This window comes from Leisingera sp. ANG49 (assembly GCF_059694505.1).
Map to the genome: position 1 here is coordinate 87,710 of NZ_JCATZN010000009.1, position 16,737 is coordinate 104,446.

The 16,737-nt window shown below is 62.7% G+C and carries 15 protein-coding genes, 1 pseudogene and 2 riboswitches; of the genes and pseudogenes, 7 read left to right on the plus strand and 9 right to left on the minus strand.

The genetic code is table 11. The annotated features are described in order from the left end of the window. Positions 1 to 4: 4 nt before the first annotated feature. The 6 genes from AC58NV_RS21070 to AC58NV_RS21095 are packed head-to-tail and all read right to left on the minus strand — an operon-like array spanning position 5 to position 6,110. Complete coding sequence (locus AC58NV_RS21070) at positions 5 to 1,006, minus strand: DUF6925 family protein (protein ID WP_497228892.1); 1,002 nt, start codon at positions 1,004 to 1,006, stop codon at positions 5 to 7. Further along, entirely contained in the window at positions 999 to 1,655 is a 657-nt protein-coding gene (locus tag AC58NV_RS21075) for an adenosylcobinamide amidohydrolase (protein ID WP_497228893.1), read from the minus strand. Before AC58NV_RS21075 ends, AC58NV_RS21070 begins: the two co-directional genes overlap by 8 nt. Next, complete coding sequence (locus tag AC58NV_RS21080) at positions 1,655 to 2,410, minus strand: ABC transporter ATP-binding protein (RefSeq protein ID WP_497228894.1); 756 nt, start codon at positions 2,408 to 2,410, stop codon at positions 1,655 to 1,657. The genes AC58NV_RS21075 and AC58NV_RS21080 overlap by 1 nt, the downstream gene beginning before the upstream one ends. Next, entirely contained in the window at positions 2,407 to 3,390 is a 984-nt protein-coding gene (locus AC58NV_RS21085; protein ID WP_497228895.1) for a FecCD family ABC transporter permease, read from the minus strand. The genes AC58NV_RS21080 and AC58NV_RS21085 overlap by 4 nt, the downstream gene beginning before the upstream one ends. Further along, entirely contained in the window at positions 3,387 to 4,223 is an 837-nt protein-coding gene (locus AC58NV_RS21090; protein WP_497228896.1) for an ABC transporter substrate-binding protein, read from the minus strand. Before AC58NV_RS21090 ends, AC58NV_RS21085 begins: the two co-directional genes overlap by 4 nt. A gap of 3 nt (positions 4,224 to 4,226) precedes the next feature. Then, the gene (locus tag AC58NV_RS21095; RefSeq protein WP_497228897.1) at positions 4,227 to 6,110 is read right to left on the minus strand and encodes a TonB-dependent receptor plug domain-containing protein; all 1,884 of its coding nucleotides are present in this window, start codon (positions 6,108 to 6,110) and stop codon (positions 4,227 to 4,229) included. 159 nt (positions 6,111 to 6,269) lie between these two features. Beyond that, positions 6,270 to 6,478, minus strand: a riboswitch (cobalamin riboswitch). A gap of 278 nt (positions 6,479 to 6,756) precedes the next feature. Then, positions 6,757 to 6,971: riboswitch (cobalamin riboswitch) on the plus strand. A gap of 143 nt (positions 6,972 to 7,114) precedes the next feature. On the opposite strand from AC58NV_RS21095, the gene AC58NV_RS21100 reads away from it, so the two are divergent. From AC58NV_RS21100 to AC58NV_RS21120, 5 genes are read left to right on the plus strand one after another with little or no spacing between them, the layout of a single operon-like run. Then, positions 7,115 to 7,900, plus strand: a complete 786-nt coding sequence (locus AC58NV_RS21100; RefSeq protein WP_497228898.1) for a DUF4198 domain-containing protein — start codon at positions 7,115 to 7,117, stop codon at positions 7,898 to 7,900. A 10-nt stretch (positions 7,901 to 7,910) separates the two neighbouring features. Continuing rightward, complete coding sequence (gene cbiM / locus AC58NV_RS21105; protein WP_497228899.1) at positions 7,911 to 8,528, plus strand: cobalt transporter CbiM; 618 nt, start codon at positions 7,911 to 7,913, stop codon at positions 8,526 to 8,528. Further along, on the plus strand, positions 8,525 to 9,109 hold the full coding sequence (locus tag AC58NV_RS21110) for a NikL family nickel/cobalt ECF transporter subunit (protein ID WP_497228900.1): 585 nt from the start codon (positions 8,525 to 8,527) through the stop codon (positions 9,107 to 9,109). The genes cbiM and AC58NV_RS21110 overlap by 4 nt, the downstream gene beginning before the upstream one ends. Then, positions 9,106 to 9,894: a cobalt ECF transporter T component CbiQ gene (gene cbiQ, locus AC58NV_RS21115; protein ID WP_497228901.1), complete on the plus strand. Its 789-nt coding sequence runs from the start codon at positions 9,106 to 9,108 to the stop codon at positions 9,892 to 9,894. Before AC58NV_RS21110 ends, cbiQ begins: the two co-directional genes overlap by 4 nt. Then, positions 9,881 to 10,531, plus strand: coding sequence for an energy-coupling factor ABC transporter ATP-binding protein (locus AC58NV_RS21120; RefSeq protein ID WP_497228902.1), 651 nt, complete (start codon positions 9,881 to 9,883; stop codon positions 10,529 to 10,531). Before cbiQ ends, AC58NV_RS21120 begins: the two co-directional genes overlap by 14 nt. 470 nt (positions 10,532 to 11,001) lie before the next feature. On the opposite strand, the gene AC58NV_RS21125 is transcribed toward AC58NV_RS21120, so the two are convergent. Continuing rightward, positions 11,002 to 12,294 (minus strand): M24 family metallopeptidase, encoded by a 1,293-nt coding sequence (locus tag AC58NV_RS21125; RefSeq protein ID WP_497228903.1) that lies wholly within the window; start codon positions 12,292 to 12,294, stop codon positions 11,002 to 11,004. Positions 12,295 to 12,390: 96 nt separating this feature from the next. Between AC58NV_RS21125 and AC58NV_RS21130 the strand changes: the two genes are divergently transcribed. Beyond that, entirely contained in the window at positions 12,391 to 13,296 is a 906-nt protein-coding gene (locus AC58NV_RS21130) for a LysR family transcriptional regulator (protein WP_497228904.1), read from the plus strand. 122 nt (positions 13,297 to 13,418) lie between these two features. Here the strand turns inward: AC58NV_RS21130 and exaC are convergent, their stop codons facing one another. Further along, on the minus strand, positions 13,419 to 14,939 hold the full coding sequence (exaC, locus tag AC58NV_RS21135) for an acetaldehyde dehydrogenase ExaC (protein WP_497228905.1): 1,521 nt from the start codon (positions 14,937 to 14,939) through the stop codon (positions 13,419 to 13,421). 121 nt (positions 14,940 to 15,060) lie between these two features. After that, entirely contained in the window at positions 15,061 to 16,026 is a 966-nt protein-coding gene (locus AC58NV_RS21140; RefSeq protein WP_497228906.1) for a GAF domain-containing protein, read from the minus strand. Between the two features lie 379 nt (positions 16,027 to 16,405). Here AC58NV_RS21140 and AC58NV_RS21145 point away from each other — a divergent pair. Then, positions 16,406 to 16,737, plus strand: a pseudogene (locus tag AC58NV_RS21145) (IS110 family transposase); the annotation flags it as partial.

The following is a 16,737-nucleotide window of genomic DNA, read 5'->3' on the forward strand; positions in this document are numbered from 1 at the left end:
TCCGTCAGTGGCCCGGATTTTCCGGGTCGGTTTGCTCAGCACCGCGGTCAAAGCGTTCGGCGTATGCTTCGGTCAACCGGTTCGGTCCGTGCAGCACCCGCCATTGCCGGATGCCATTGCGCCAACCAGCCCGGCCTTCACGGGTCTCCGGTTCAACTGCGTCCCCGGCTGGGGATCCCGTCTTCAACAGCTCCCAGACCGCCTGCTTGCCCTGGCAGTAGGTTTCGGCGCCCCAAGCGCCCAGCAACTCCTGGAAGGCATCAAAGGCGGCACGGTTGAAGACCTTGTCCTCGCCCAGCCGGCCGATCACCGGATTTTCGGGATGCACACCGCAACAGGGCACCCATCCCTCGGGAATCGGAGTGTTGGCGGAATGGGTGCGCTCGGCCTTTAGGAGCTTGGGCAGCACATGGGTGTGGGGGCCTTCGGGGGATTTGCCGCCGGTGTCGGGACCGCCGATCATTTGAAAAACTTCGACCCGGCCAAGGCGGGTCAGCAGCACCCGGTGCGGATGGTGCTTCAGGATTGCCCCCATCGCCGGGTTGCCGTGCCCAAACAGCGACCGGCCAGCGTTTTTGCTCAAAACTTCCAGCAGTTCCGGGTCGGCGGTGCGGATGCAGAAATCCGCCTGGTACTGGCCCAGCCCCATGTCGAACAACAACGCGCCGCGGTCTTCGTCGCGCAGGGCATCTTCGTCGGGGCCAAGCGCGGTCAGCGCACCGCGCTGGTTCATCGCGGCGTCATCATGCGGCAAGCACAGCGACACGGCTTGCGTCCAGCGGTGCGGCTTTGGACTGAGCGTCTCATAGGCGACCGGGCGCACGCCCTCCAAGTTGTCGATGCGCACGCCGCCGCGGGGGGTTACCTGCATAAGCCCGGCATGCTCCTGCGGCGCCGGGTCGCCATAGACATGGTGGAACTCGGCAATGGCGCCAAAAGACCCCATGTTCCAGCCGCAATCTTCTTGCATCAGCGCGTCTTTCAGCACCTGTTGAAGCTCAGGCATGTGCTGCCCTCCTGTTGGTTGTTTTCCATTCCAAGGCGCCGGTGTGGACGGCCTGGTAAACGGCTTTGCCGATGGCTTCGCCGGTGGCAGTGTGCAGCCCGGCATAGGGGTTTGCGCCAGCGGGAGCAGCTAGTGCGACGCAGTCGGTTCCGGTGCCGGTCGCCGTTCCGCTTGGCAAAATGATGCCAGCGTCCATCACTGCCGCGGTGCGGGCCTGGACCGCGATGCTCATCGCTTCGATCAGCCCGGCGTGGGTCAGCCCTTCGGAGAGGCGCAGGGCGACATTGATGGTCCCCCAGTTGCGGCTGGCGTAGTCCATCCGGCTGCCGGCCCGTTCGGCATTGGACAAGCCGACAGTGGCCACCGCATGAGCGCTGATGCCTTCCACAGTGGCTGAGGCTTCGCAATAGCGGCGCACATCCCGCGAGGTCAGGAAGGCCACGGCATCCACGCAGCCCCTCTGCGCCAGTTCACCTGCGAACCACTCGGTGACATCCAGATCACGCGGCAGGTCGCTGTTGCGGACTTCGCGCCACAGGATGCGGCGGGCGGGAACAAGGCCGGGGCGGTTCACAGCCCAGCTCAGCACTTGCATCTCTGCGCCGAGGTCAAACTCGATCCAGGGGCGTTCCAGGGTGACCGCGCCCATTACAGAACCTCCAGCGGCTGGAACACCTGCCCTTGCGCCGTTGTCTCATGCCAGACCGAGATGCCAAAGACGCGCGCCATCAAGTCCGGTGTCAGCACTTCGGCGGGCGGCCCGTCGGCGAGGACGCTGCCTTCGGCCAGCAGGATCAGCCTTGTGCAATGGCGCGCCGCCAGCCCCAGGTCATGCAGCGAGACCAGCGCGGCGCGGCCTTCGGCAGCGAGGCTGGCAAAGACCTCCATGGTGGAGATCTGGTGCGCCGGGTCCAGCCCGGCGGCAGGTTCATCGGCCATCAAGAGCGGCGTGTCCTGTGCCAGGGCGCGGGCAATCAGTATGCGGGCCTGCTCGCCGCCCGACAGGCGCGACGCAGCGCGCTGGCGGAACGGGCCGAGCCCCATGCGCTCAATCGACTGGTCGACCAGCGCCTGATCGCCGGGCGGCAGCCGAAGCCCCTGCGGCAGATGCGGCAGGCGGCCAAGCGCCACCAGCCGCTCCACCGGGATAGGCCAGGCGATTTCGCGCGATTGCGGCATCCAGGCCACCGCGCGGGCCCGGTCGGACGCCGTCATTTCAGCAAAAGAACTACGACCTGTGGCCGGGATCAGGCCCAAGGCGGCGCGCATCAGGCTGCTTTTGCCGGCACCATTCGGCCCCAGCAGGCCGACAAATTCACCTGCTTGGATTTCAAACGACACATCGCGGAGCACCGGGCGGTTCCGCAAGGTGACGGAGAGGTTCCGGACCGAAAGCACGCTCATGCCAGCCCCTTCCGCGTCTTATAGATCAGATGCAGGAACAGCGGTGCGCCGACCAGGGCGGTGACCACTCCCAGCTTGAGATCCCGCGACGGCAGGATGATCCGCACCGCAATGTCAGCCAGTTGCAGCATGATGGCGCCGCCAAGCGCCGAGGCCCACAACAGCCGCGAGGGCTGGCCGCCCACCAAGGGGCGCAGGATATGCGGCACCACCAGGCCGATGAAGCCGATGGCGCCCGCCACCGCGGTGGCGCCGCCGACAATGGCGGCCGTCCCGATAACCAGCAGCAGCCGCAGCCGGTTCAGGTTCATCCCCATGGTCTGCGCGGCATCCTCGCCCAGGGTCAGCGCATCCAGACCCCGCGCCAGTGTCAGCAGGATCGCGCCCCCCGACAGCGCAAAGGGCAGCACCAGCCAGACATGCAGCATCGAGCGGTCCGCCAGCGAGCCCATCATCCAGAACACAATCTCATTGGCGGCAAAGGGGTTGGGCGACAGGTTCAGCACCAGCGACGTGAGTGCCGCTGCCATCGCTGAGATCGCGATCCCCGCCAGGATCAGCGTCTGCGAACCGCCCTGCGGCCCTGCCAGCGCCATCACCAGAAAGACACCCGCCAGAGCACCGGCCAGAGCGGCCAGCGGCAGGCCCAGGGTAAGGCTGGCTGCCAGCCCGGTGTTGATCGCCAGCACCGCCCCCAGAGCCGCAGAGGAGGACACACCGATCAGTCCCGGCTCAGCCAGCGGGTTGCGCAGGTATCCCTGCATGGCCGCCCCCGCCAGCCCCAGCCCGCCGCCGATGATCACCGCAAGCAGCGCCCGCGGCAGCCGGATTTCCCGCATCACTAGGGTGAGCGGCCCGTATCCCTCGTCAAACAGGGCAGCCAGGTTTTCGCCCGCGCCCACATCAGCCGGCCCCACGGTGAGCGACAGCAGGAACAGCGCCAGCACCGCTGCGGCCAGCGACAGCATCAGGCGGGTCATTCGCTGCTCTCCTTCTCCATGAACCGGCGGCGCTCTGCGGCCAGGGTTTCCACCGCGCGCAGCACATGCGGGGTGCCGCAGACCCAATCCGCATCGCGCATCTGCCCGGCGCCGCTGCGGGCGGCCAGCTGCCGCACCACCGGGTGCGCCAGATTGTCCTCGCTGCGCGAGGCGCGCGGATAGGGTGAGGTGCCGATCAGCAGTTCGGGCGCCGTCATCGCCAGCAGTTCCAGCGGCATATGACCGGAGTGCGCATAGCCCAGCTCATCCGCGATATTGCGCAGCCCTGCCGCGCGCAGGATCTGGCCCGCCAGTGTCATGTCGCCGGAGGTGAAGCCGTTGGCAGCATAGAGCGCGGCGCGCGGTGCCTCCGGCCCGGCTTGCTCAAGCGTTGCCAGCCGCTGGTCGTAGTCTGCCAGCAGTGCGCGGGCCGCCTCTTCGCGATCCAGAACCTGACCCATCTGCAGGATACGCGCGCGCACGTCCAGCAGCGAGCTGGCGGGCTGGAACACCACCACCGGCACGCCAAGACGGCGCAGCATATCCGTGGTGGCCGGTGTCGAATAGGCGCCGGCAATCACTAGGTCGGGCTGCAGCAAATAGATCTCTTCGGCCAGCCCGTGGTTGACGGGATAGGCCAGGGCGTTTTCCGCCATGGCCGAGGCGCGTGTATCCCGCGCGATGTAAGAAACCGAGGCCAGCTGCCCGGGCGCCGCAAGCAGCATCGCCAGCTGGTCGGTGCACAGGTTCATCGACACCACGCGTGACGGCCCGGCAAAGGCGCCGGTGGCGGCCCACAAAAGGGCCAGGGCTATACCGGGCAGCTTGCGCATGGGTCAGAACGAGGCCCGTACGCCGATATAAGCGGCGCGGCCGCGCTTGGCGTAGCCCCAGACGTCGGCGTAGTCCTCGTCGAACAGGTTGGTGACACGCCCGGTCAGCACGACGTTGTCCGTCAGCTCATACTGAGCAGCCGCATCAACGGTGGTGTAATCCGGCAGCTCAGCTGTGGCAAAGGAGCCAAAGAACTGGCTGTCCCAATTGCCTGCCACATGCCGGATGTCCGCGGTAACGGAGCCGCGGCCATTGAAAGTATCCAGTGTGGCGCTCAACAGAAGCTCGTGCTCCGGGCGGCGGATCTCAACCGAACCATTGGGGTTCGTGGCGTCCAGATAGGTGTAGGATAGACGCAGATCTAGGTATTCGGTGGCTTCGAGGCTCGCTGCCAGCTCAACGCCTTTGCGATCACTGTCACCGGCTTGGTTGCGGTAGGAGAACGTGGTTGCGTTCACCATGTAGCTCTCGATCTCGCCTGTCAGCGTCTCGTCGAAATAGGTCACATCAACCAGGCCGCGCCCTTGCAGGAACGGCACCTCAACCCCGAAATCGAAGCTGCGGTTTTCCTCCGGCTGCAAGTTCGGATTGCCGAGGTAGGTGGTGGAGCCGAATGTGCTGTTGGCAAACAGCTCAAAGTAAGAGGGATTCACGATACCGGTTCCAGCCGAGCTGTGCAGGCGCACCCCGCTGCCAGAAAAAGTATAGGAGACACTGGCGGTCCAGCTGGTGACGTCTTCGAAAACGCTGTTGTTGTCGTGGCGCACCCCGAGCTGCAGGTCCAGGCCGTTGGCAAAGCTGCCACGGTATTCCAGGGCAATCGAATTGGTTTCGCGCGCAAAGGCCGGGTTGGAGCTGCTGGAGTCCTCTTCCCATTCCAGCATCGCGTTCAGAAGGTGGCCTGCTTGATCCGCCAATTGCCCGTCCAGGCCGAAGCTCAGCAGGTACTTTGCTGCTTCTGTCTTGGTCTCGGTCGGGGTGCCGCCATTGAAGGACCGGTCAAAGTCAGTGCGTTCGATTGACAGGCGGTGTTTCAGGCGGCCGCCCAATGTGTCCAGTTCAGCAAAGACCTGAGCCAGTTGCTCATCCCGGTCACTGAATTGCGTCGGATCATCAACGACATAGCTGGCCGCATCCGTTGCGGTGAAGGAGGTGCGGTCGCTGTCATAGCGTTCATCCGACGTGCGGAAGTTGAAGCCAAGTTTCAGCCGGTCGGTGACCAGGTAGTCGCCTTTCAATTGCAGTGTATTGCGGCGGATGCCGTCCTCTTCGCCGCCATCGCCCGAGGTGTCATAGCCGTCGTCATTGTCATGGGCGAAGCTGAAGGCGATGCCGCCGCGCTCGGTCCGCGACGAAACCCGTGCCGAGGCCCGGTAGCCGTCGGACCCCGCTTCCGCGCTGCCGCCGTAATCCGTGCCGATGCCGCCGGACTTGGTGATGATGTTGATCACACCGGCCGAAGCGTTGGAGCCGTAGAACACCGATTGCGGGCCGCGCAGGACTTCGATTCGCTCGATATTGGCCGTGTCCAGGCCGGACAGAATGTACTCGCTATCTCCGGCGGCGGCCTCAACGCCATCAATCAGGATCAGCGTGTGATTGGCTTCGCCGCCGCGAATGCGGACTTGGGTGAAGCTGTCGCCGGAGCCGCTCACCATCAGGCCGGGCACCGAACGCAGCGCGTCCTGGACGGTGGTGATGCCGCGATCTTCGATCTCCTCGCTGGTCAGGACCGAGACGGAGCGGCCGTACTTCTGGGCCTCGACCGGCGTAAAGCCGCCGGAGACGATGATCTCCCCCAGATCGGTGACCTCGTCATCCTGGGCGGTTGCGATTACAGGGGCGGCGGCCAGGGCCGCGGCCAGGGACAGGCTTGCCTTGCGCATATTCCATTCCTCCCGGCCCGCGCAGCAAGCACAGGCCAAGCGGCTGCCCATGCCGGGCAGCATGTTCAAAATTTTGGTCTTTGGAAGGCATTGCCCCCGCAGACGGTGAAAACTGCCACCACTACGGAAGTCCGTTGTCCTTGGCGCGCCCCGCACCCGGACAGGGTGATCATCCTGGCAGGTCTCCTGACTCGCGGGTCGAGGCTTTGCTGCGCCTTCCCGCCCCTTAGGGCAGTGGCATATCGCAGCATTGCTCTCCGCTCACAGTTGCGGGGGCAGTCACGGATTCGGCGCCTGTTGGCTACACCTCACCGTGTTCCCTTTTAACCGGGTGGTCTCCCAGCCGGACCAGAATGGCCGCGACTTAGGCAAACTGAACTTATTCTGTCAAGCGGGAGAATTCGCCACCTGTGTAGAAATGGTCCAGGGCTGGCATCCATACCGCCAAAGCCGCTTTGCCATGTTTTGTGTGATGACGATTGATAAAGCACTCAACAAGTTGCGAAAGGCAGCGGCCATTGCTTGGTCCTTTGATCGAAACATGCCCGTCTGTTGATCAGCGCAGCGCAGCCGCAGCCAAAATCTTCCACGCCAAACCCGCTGATGTCCTGAATACGATTCTCTTGACTCGGAAATTCCGTTTTGCCATTCAGCCAAGGTGACCGGTTCCGCGAGTGTTTCAATGCGCAGCGGAAGAAATAGGGAACACGGTGCGGCGTACCCAAAAGGGACCAAATCCGTGACTGCCCCCGCAACTGTGAGCGGTGAGTGACGCTGAGAACGCCACTGGGAACATCCCCGGGAAGGCCAGCCGAACCAGGACCCGCGAGTCAGGAGACCTGCCGGACGCGAGGACTGAAGCTCCGCTTGCGGGGGTTCTGCCCTTTTCCACCGGACGCCGGGGTGCGCGTCTGGCGCGTGTGCCGTTCAGGCGTTTCCGTGCCGCTACTCCCCGTTGTTCATTCCTGATTGCAGGTGTGCCTGCGTCGTCGAATGAGGACGAAATGAAACTGAACTATCTGGCCGCAGCCCTGGCCGTTTCCCTGCCGGCCGCCGCGTCGGCGCATTTCCAGCTGAACTACACCGAAAGCGCGCTGATCGAGAAGCCCGGTGACGTGCCGATGGGCCTGGTCTTCTGGCATCCGATGGCCAATGGCCACGCCATGGACATGGGCACGCCGGAAGAATTCTTCATGATCCACAAGGGCGAAAAAACCGACCTGTCGGACCGCCTGGAGCCCGCCACCTTCAAGGGCGCTGAGAACGAAGCTTCGGCCTACAAGGCGTCCGTACCGGTGAAACGCTCCGGCGACTATGTCGTGGTGACCGTGCCCTCGCCCTATTACGAGGAAAGCGAAGACATTTACATCCAGCAGATTTCCAAGGTCGTGCTGAACCGCAACACGCTGCCCACCGACTGGGACCAGCCGGTTGGCCTGGCCACCGAGATCCTGCCGCTGAACAAGCCCTACAACGTGATCGTCGGCTCCACCTTCTCCGGCCAGGTTCTGGCAGACGGCAAGCCGGTTCCCGGTGCTGAAATCGAAGTCGAATTCATGGCGGCTGAACCGGACCTGGAGAAATTCTCCACCACCAGCCCCTCCGTGGGTGAAATGCCGGGCGGCGCGATTGTTGCCATCGCCGACCAGAACGGCGTGTTCTCCTTCGGCATTCCGAAGGCAGGCTACTGGGGCTTTGCGGCCTTGGGTTCCGGTCCGGCGACCGAGCACGAAGGCAAGGAACTCAGCCAGGATGCTGTGCTGTGGATCCGCGCTGAAGAGCTGAAGTGAAAGTAGACCGATGCATATCGTAGACGGCGCACTGTCGAACCCGGTTGTGATCGGCGGCGCGGTTGCCGCCGTCGGCGGTATTGCCATGGGTCTGCGCAGCCTGCCGCTGGAGCGAATTCCGGCGGCGGGGGTTCTGTCGGCCAGTTTTTTTGTGGCCTCGCTGATCCATGTCCCGATCGGCCCCAGTTCGGTTCACCTGATCCTGAACGGGCTGGCGGGGCTTGTCTTGGGCTGGGCCGCGTTTCCGGCCCTGTTTGTCGGCCTGCTGCTGCAAGCGGTGTTCTTTGGCTTTGGCGGACTGACTGTCCTGGGTGTTAACGCCGTCAATATCGCATTGCCTGCAGTTCTCGTTGGGCTGATGTTCCGGCCGCTGGTGGCGCGTGGCTCTCCCCTGCAAGGAGCGATCTGGGGCGGCATCGGCGGCGGCGCAGCGATTGCTGCCACGACCCTCGCTGTCGCGGTTTCGCTGATGCTGTCAGGCGATGAATTCATCCTGGCAGCCAAGCTTGTGTTTTTCTCCCACATCCCGGTGATGGTCATCGAAGCGCTGCTGACCGGCGCCGCCATTTTCCTGGCCCGGCGGGTCAAGCCCGAGCTGTTTGTTGACACGAAAGGAAGCTTGGCATGATCCGCTCCTGCGTTTTGATCCTCGCCTTGCTGGCGCCGCTGCCGGCATTGGCGCACAATGTGATTTCCTCTGTGTTTCCCTCGGGATCGGACATTGAGGGCGAGGTTGGCTTTTCCAATGGTGAAATGGCACCGGACTTGCTGATCGAGGTTTTTGACCAAGCTGGCGGCAAACTGGGCGAAACCAGGACAGACACCGACGGGTTCTTTCTGTTCACCCCGTCTGAACCAGTGACGCATATCTTTCGCGGCGACCTTGGCGCCGGCCATGTCGCCGAGGCAATCATGGACGCCTCAGAGGTCGCACAGATCATGGGGCAAAGCCCGAGCGCAGTGGCGCCTGCAGCGGCCGGCACCGCTGCAATCCCGTCGGCTGCCACGGCTGCAGGCCTGTCCGACCAAGCCCGCGCTGAGCTTGCCACCATGATGCGCAACGAATTGCGCCCGCTCCGGCAGGAGCTGACCGCATTCAAGAACAAGTCGAATTTTCAGTCCGTGCTTGGCGGCATCGGCTATATCTTTGGCCTGTTCGGGCTGGGCTTCTACATCGCCGCACGGCGCAAGATCGGCAGCAGCGTATGACCTATGTTCTGACTGGCGACGAAAAACCGCTGAGCGGCTTAGGCGCCTTCCGGGCCAAAGTTACCACGCTTGATCCTCGGATGCGCATCGTGCTGACCGTGGTCTATGCCGTGGTGGTGGTCTCCCTCAGCAATCTTTGGGTGCTGTCGGCCGCGCTTGGCCTGTCGATGTGGCTGCTGGCCTACTCCGGCCTGCCGCCCCGGAAAACGCTGAAACGGATGGCGATGATGGACAGTTTCATCATCTTCATGCTGGTGCTGCTGCCGTTCACCATACCCGGCACGCCGGTCTTTTCCGTTTGGGGGCTGGAGGCAAGCTGGGAAGGCCTGCGGCGCGCGGCCGAGATTGCCCTGACTGCAAATGCCGTCATCCTGGCAGTCATGACGCTGGTCGGGTCCATGGAACCCGTGACGATGGGGCATGCGCTGTTTGCACTCAAGACGCCGGAACGACTGGTGCATCTGATGATGTTCACCATCCGCTACATCGACGTCCTGCGCGAGGAGTACCAGCGTCTGCGCACGTCGATGAAGCTGCGCGGTTTCCGCCCCGGAACAAACTGGCACACCTACCGCAGCTACGGCTATCTGGTGGGTATGATGCTGGTGCGCGCCATCGAACGGTCGGAACGCATTCTGGCAGCGATGAAGTGCCGGGGGTTCTCCGGCCGCATCATCCTGCTGGAAGACTTCCGCCTGGGCAGGGCTGACCTGCTGTTTGCCGCGGCTCTTACCGCCGCTCTTGCTGCCCTGATCTGGGCCGAGGCCAACTATGCTGCTTCTTGATCTGAACAACATCCACTTTGCCTATCCGGGGCTGGACCCGGTTCTGGAGGGCGTGTCGATGCAGCTAAACGCGGGGGAGCGGCTGTCGATCGTCGGACCGAACGGAGCCGGGAAATCGACGCTCCTGAAAATCATCATGGGGCTGATTGCCCCGGCCAGCGGTACCATCGCGGCTTTTGGAAAACCTTGCAGCAGCGAAGCGGATTTTCATGAGATGCGCCGCCGCGTAGGTTTTGTCTTTCAGGACGCCGATGACCAGCTTTTCTGCCCGACAGTGGCCGAGGATGTGGCCTTCGGCCCGCTGAACCTGGGCAAGTCCAAGCAGGAGGCCCTGGCCATTGTTGACGCTGTGCTGTCCCGCCTGGGGCTGATGCACCTGCGCGACCGGGTCACTCACAAGCTGTCGGGTGGCGAGAAACGGCTGGTGACACTGGCCACGGTGCTGGCCATGGAGCCGGAGGTGCTCATTCTTGATGAGCCGACCAACGCGCTGGACCCAAGCAACTACGCGCGGCTGACAGAAATCCTGAAGGGGTTGGATCAGGCGATCCTGCTGGTCAGCCACGACCCGGAGTTCCGCGCACAGGTTGCCCCTAAAGAGTATCACTTGAAGGACCGGGAACTCGTAAGGGTTTAGGACACACGGGTATCCGGGGCGCTTCGGGGGCCAATAAGCACCGATGCTGCCAATCATGTTTCTGTCATCCAAATGAGCCTGCGAAAATCGCGACCGTTGACAAAAGGCCTGCCGTCAACCTTTTCATGCCCTGAATACGCAGGGCATGACATCAAAGAAGTGAATTGTGCTGGTTTCTCAGCCAATTAATTGAAAAATACGACCATCACTTGACCCTCATACAACCATCTGATCACTTGGTTTGGCGTGCTCCTGCTTGCGCTATGGGGTACCGTATTGGCGGCCGCAACGGTATCGGAACAAGCGGATGCTTAGAAGGCTCAGGTCATGCTTGCATGGCTGGCCGCCGATTGCATCTGCGGCAGCGAGGCGCGGACGCGGGATCAGCGGGCGTGGGCCGCGGTTGCGGCCCTTCTATCGGCCAGGAACCAACCGCGGGCATAGATCCCTTCACTCCGGGCAGCATGACCTCAGAGCCGCGGCAGGGGAAAGGCAGGCTGGAAGCATGTGTCCATCAGGGTTTCTTCAAACGGGAACTCCGACAGAAGTTCGATGCCGGTCTCAGTCACAAGAACCTGCTGCTCCAGTTTGACGCCTTCGTGGCCGCCTTCCTCGCCGATATAGCTTTCGACGCAGATGGTCATGCCCGCCTCGATCACCCCGTCATAGCCCGCATCCGGGAAGTCGCCGCGATGGTAGAGATAGGGAAATTCCCCGGTCATCCCGCAGCCGTGCGAGGATAGGTAGTAGCGGTTGGCATAGTATTTGTCCGGGATGTTCCAGGCCTGATCGGCGTAGTCGCGGAAGGTCATTCCCGCCTTCAGGATGCCCATGTTGTGGTACACCTGCTCCAGCGCGGTCTGATACAGGTTCTTTTGCAGGCCGGTGGGTTTGTCCGGGCCTGCATGGAAAGTGCGGGAAAAATCGCTGTAATAGCCGTGGCAGCCCACCACATCGGTGTCCAGCGCCACCAGTTCGTTCGCGCCGATCAGGTGATGCGCGGTTTCCTGGAACCAGGGGTTTGTACGCTCGCCCGCTGACAGCAGACGGGTTTCGCAATAGTCGCCGTTCTGTTCGATCACCGACTTATGCAGTACCGACCACAGCCCATTCTCGGTCATGCCGGGGCGCAGGGCATCACGCAGTTTGCCGACGCCAACCTCGGTTGCACGCAAGGAGGCCCGGACGCATTTCATCTCCTCCTCTGACTTGATGGCGCGGGCCATTTCGACAGGCTCCTGAGCATCAACGATCTTGAACCCTGCCTCCTGCATGGCGATCGCTGCGCCGGCGTTCATCCGCTCCATTCCGACTGTTGTGCTGTTGCCGGTCAGGCTGGCAATCAGATCGCCAATCTCGCGTGCCCACTCCCGCTCGCGTTCCGCGATATGTGGCCCAGCGGCCACGAAGCTCGCGGTTTTGGCAGGGCGCACCTCGTCGACGGTCTCGTAGCCATCGGCCAGGTGCAGGCAGCCGGTGAATTCGAACAGGATCGAGCGGTCCGCGGTCAGCAGCAGATAGCGCGATGGCGCATTGCGCATCGAGAAAATCTGCATATTGCGGGTGCCGGTGGCATAGCGGATGTTGATCGGGTCCGACAGGATCACCGCGCCGATGCCGCGTTTGGCCATCTCGGCGCGCACCCTGCCCAGACGGTAGAGACGCACCGCCTTCAGATCGATGCCTTCGCTTTCCGGGGAACGGTCCAAAAGGGCAATGCCCGATAGGTCGCTGCGTTCAGCGTGCCAGTCAAAATTTGCCATGAGAGTCTCCATTGGCCGATTGTCTGGTTCAGAATAGAAACTCATGCTCTCCTATGTAAAATTCCTAGTAATCGTGAATTTTCCCAACTTTTGGTCATGAAAAGATATCGCAAATCCCTGCCTCCCCTCGATGGCCTCATCTTTTTCGAAGCTGCGGCGCGTCATCACAGCTTTTCCGCTGCGGCGGAGGAGTTGCTGGTCACCCAGACTGCAGTCAGCAAGCGCATCCGGCAGCTCGAAGATCACCTGGGTGTCGCCTTGTTTTCGCGTTCGGGCCGGGTAATTGAGCTGACTGACGAAGGCCGCAAGCTGGCTGAGCAGAGCGCTATCCTGCTCGACTTTACCGAGGCAGCCTTGGCCAGCGTTGCCTCACGTCCCGATGCCCCGGTGCGCATCGCCGCTAACAGCGCGGTGTCGCTATTCTGGCTTTCGCAGCGGCTGAAAGGCTTTGGCCTGTCCGATCAGGCCTGCCCGGTCGAGCTGGTTTCCTCCGATCTGCCCGCTGCCCTACTAGATGATGCGAATGACATCGCCATTCTGCATGGATCCGGGGAATGGCGGGGCCGGGTGGCAATCCCGCTGCTGCCCGACATCTTGGTGCCGGTGATCTCTCCCCGGCTGGCGGATCAGGCGGATATTAGCTCCGGGCAATTGCTCATGCTCATCGCGTCTGACAAACGCCCGCCTTTGTTGAATTTCCCGAAGGTAACGCCGGATTGGACCAACTGGGACAATTGGGGCAACGCCCGCGAAGTGAAGGATTGGCCGCAAACCCTATGCGGGACCTACGCCCGGTCCATCGGCGCGGCCCTGGACGGTGATGGTATTGCGTTGGCCAGCCCGCATATTCTGTCGGCTGAGCTGGCCAGCGGGCAATTGCTGCAGCTTGCCCCCGTGGCGCAGTCCAGCCAGCACGCGTATTTCCTGACATATTCGGATGCACGGCACCTGCGCCCGGATGCCAAGCGGCTTGTGGACTATCTAGAAGGAAATGCCGGTTGAGCTGCCGCGACCTCCTTCACGGCGGGTGTGCCTTGGAAAAAAGTGATGGGGCCGGTTTCCCGGCTCCACCTTGCTTCTGAGGTGAACAGCTCACCTTCGCAATGTTTCTAAGAAGGCCGGGGTCAGAAAAAACCCAGTTTGTTGGGGTTGTAGCTGACCAGCATGTTCTTGGTTTGCTGGTAGTGGTCCAGCATCATTTTGTGGGTTTCACGCCCGATCCCGGACTGCTTGTAGCCACCGAAAGCTGCGTGTGCCGGATAGGCATGGTAGTTATTCACCCAGACACGCCCTGCTTCGATATTGCGGCCAAAGCGATAGGCGCGGGTGCCGTCGCGGGTCCAGACGCCGGCGCCGAGACTGTACATCGTGTCTTTGGCAATGGCGAGTGCTTCCTCCTCGTCCTTGAAGGTGGTGACAGATACCACCGGACCGAAGATTTCCTCCTGGAAGACCCGCATCTTGTTGTGGCCCTTCAGAATGGTCGGCTGCACGTAAAACCCGTCGGACAGGTCGCCGTTGAAGCGCGCGGCTCCGCCGCCGGTCAGCACCTCGGCGCCTTCCTCGACGCCTATGGTCAGGTAGGACAGGATCTTGTCCTGCTGCTCCTGGCTGGCCTGGGCACCTACCATAGTCGCCATGTCGCGCGGATCGCCCTGTTTGATGGCCTTCACCCGCGCGATGCAGCGTTCGATGAACTCCTCGTAAATGTCTTCCTGGATCAGCGCGCGGGACGGGCATGTGCAGACTTCACCCTGATTGAAGGCAAAGAGGACGAAGCCTTCGACCGCCTTGTCGAGGAAGGCGTCGTCTTGGGCCATCACGTCAGAGAAAAAGATATTGGGGGACTTGCCGCCCAGTTCCAACGTCACCGGGATCAGGTTTTCGGTCGCGGCTTGCATGATGATGCGGCCGGTTTCAGTCGAGCCTGTAAAGGCGATCTTGGCGATGCGCGGCGACTTGGCGAGCGGTCCGCCCACTTCCGGCCCCATGCCATTGACGATGTTGAGCACACCTGCGGGCAGCAGATCGGCGATGACCTCAACCAGTACCATGATTGCAGCCGGGGTCTGTTCGGCGGGTTTCAGCACGATGCAGTTGCCCGCAGCCAGCGCGGGAGCCAGCTTCCAGGCTGCCATCAGAACTGAAAAGTTCCAGGGGATGATCTGGCCGACAACGCCAAGCGGTTCGTGAAAGTGATAGGCGACCGTGTCATGGTCGATCTCGGACACCGAGCCTTCCTGGCCGCGCAGCACGCCGGCGAAATAGCGGAAGTGGTCAACCGACAGCGGAATGTCCGCGGCGGTGGTTTCCCGGATCGGCTTGCCGTTGTCCCAAGTTTCCGCCGTGGCGATCAGCTCCAGATTCTCCTCGATCCGGTCAGCGATCTGCAGCAGCAGGTTGGAGCGCTCGGCGGCAGAGGTCCTGGCCCAGGCGTCCTTGGCGGCGTGGGCCGCCTCCAGTGCCAGCTCCACGTCCTCAGCGGTGGAGCGGGCCACCTCGCAGACCCTGGCGCCGGTGATCGGGGTGATGTTGTCGAAATACTGCCCCTTGACCGGAGCCGTGAATTTGCCGCCGATGAAATTGTCGTAGCGGGTCTTGAACGGAGAGACGTGCTCGCCCGTGATCTGGGTCTGTTCGTTCATGGTATCCTCCTCTGGTCCCGGTCCTCCGCCGGGAATGCCAGAGAAGATGCTGGCGTGTTTTCGCGCTGTCAGCCGAGCCGGACCAGTCCCTTGCCGCAACCTGTCTCAGAAGTGAGACAGGTCAGGTCTGGTTTCCGCCGATCCCGAGCCGCTTCATGCGCCGGTACAGGGTTGCCCGCCCGATCCCGAGGTTGCGCGCGGCCTCGGAGACGTTGCCGTTTGCCCGCGAGAGCGCCCGGTTCACCGCTGCCCGCTCCGCCTTTTCGAAGCCGGTCGGGCCGTCTTCCCGCCCGAAGAGATCCGATGCAGGAAGCGATGTGATAGGGCCTGCGTGGTTCAGTCCAAACGCCTTGCGGGCACAGCGGGTGGCCCCGAGAACAAGTTCGTCCTGATCCACCGCCAGCAGCATGGGTGCCTCGCTGTCATCGGTGTTGGCTACGATGATCCGCGCACCCGGAAAGGCGGCGCGGAAGTTGTCCGTCTCGATCTGCCGGGCGGTCTGGGCCACCATCGCGGCGATGAGCTGGTTAAACACCTCGGTCTGATCGGCGCGGGCGGAGGAGACGTCGAGGGCGCCGATCAGCTCGCCTTGGGGGCCGAAGATCGGCGCGTCCATGCAGCTCATACCGGTGTTGCGGGCGTGGAAATGCTCATTGCGGTGAATGATCACCCGGCGGCCCTCGGCGATGCAGGTGCCGATGCCGTTGGTGCCTTCCGAGGCTTCCGACCAGTCCGATCCCGGCGCCAGCACCCAGTCCTCAAAGGTGGAAACATCGCTTGGGGCCGTCCGCAGGTCCAGTACAACGCCCTCTGCATCGGTCAGCAGCACCCCGCAGCCGGAACTGCCAACCAGCTGGAACAGCGCGTCGAGTTTCGGGGAGGCTGCAAGCATCATCGCTTCGGATTGTCCGCGCCGTTCCGCCAATGCCTGCCTGGTGATACGCTGAACGCCCCTCTTTTGCCCGGGATCCAGCCCGTGATGGTCGAGCGACCGCCGCCACGACGCCGCCAGGCGCGACCGTGCGGCGGCACCTGGATGGCTCGCGATTTCCACCACACGGTCAATGTGCCGTGAATCTGAAGCCAAATCGAAAGTCCTCCCGGTCTCAACACTCGCAGGTTTTTTGCATTCTGCAAAGAACGCCCTCATCTCTGGGCTGATCCTCAGAGAAACGCTGCGGGAGGCGACCGGCAGAGCGGCCCCGCGTTCCGGTCATTCAATTTCCTGAAATGCTGCACCATCCTCGAATTTCAGGGGTGACGGGCTGCACCGCAGCATCCACGGTGCCTGCTGGAAGTCTCCTTCGGGCCGATCGTGCGCCCCAGTAGAAAGGGCGGACTGCAGACTTTCTCTGCAGATGCGTTGTGGCTGATCACCAAGCGGGGAAGCCGATGGGGTGGATGGCTGCTGGTCCAACCGGCGTCGCAATGCAGTTGTCTATCACCGCGAGGAAAGGAGCCACCCAATGCAGGTTGCAACAGCCGGCATCGATCTGACTAAGAACGTCTTTTCAGGTCCACGGGATTGCCGAGAATGGAGAGGCGGTTTTCAAGCGCAGGATCAGACGCGCGGAGCTTCCGGCCTTCTTTGAAGATCTGCCAGCCTTCCTTGCGGGCATGGAAGCCTGCGGCTCCAGCCGTTACCGGGCGCGCCAGCTTTCTGCCCTCGGGCATGATGTTCGTCTGATCCCGGCCAATTATGTGAAACCCTGCATGAAGCGCGGCAAACCGGATGCGGTTGATGCAGAGGCGATCTGCGCGGCCGTGACACGTCCCGCCATGCGGTTTGCCGCGATCA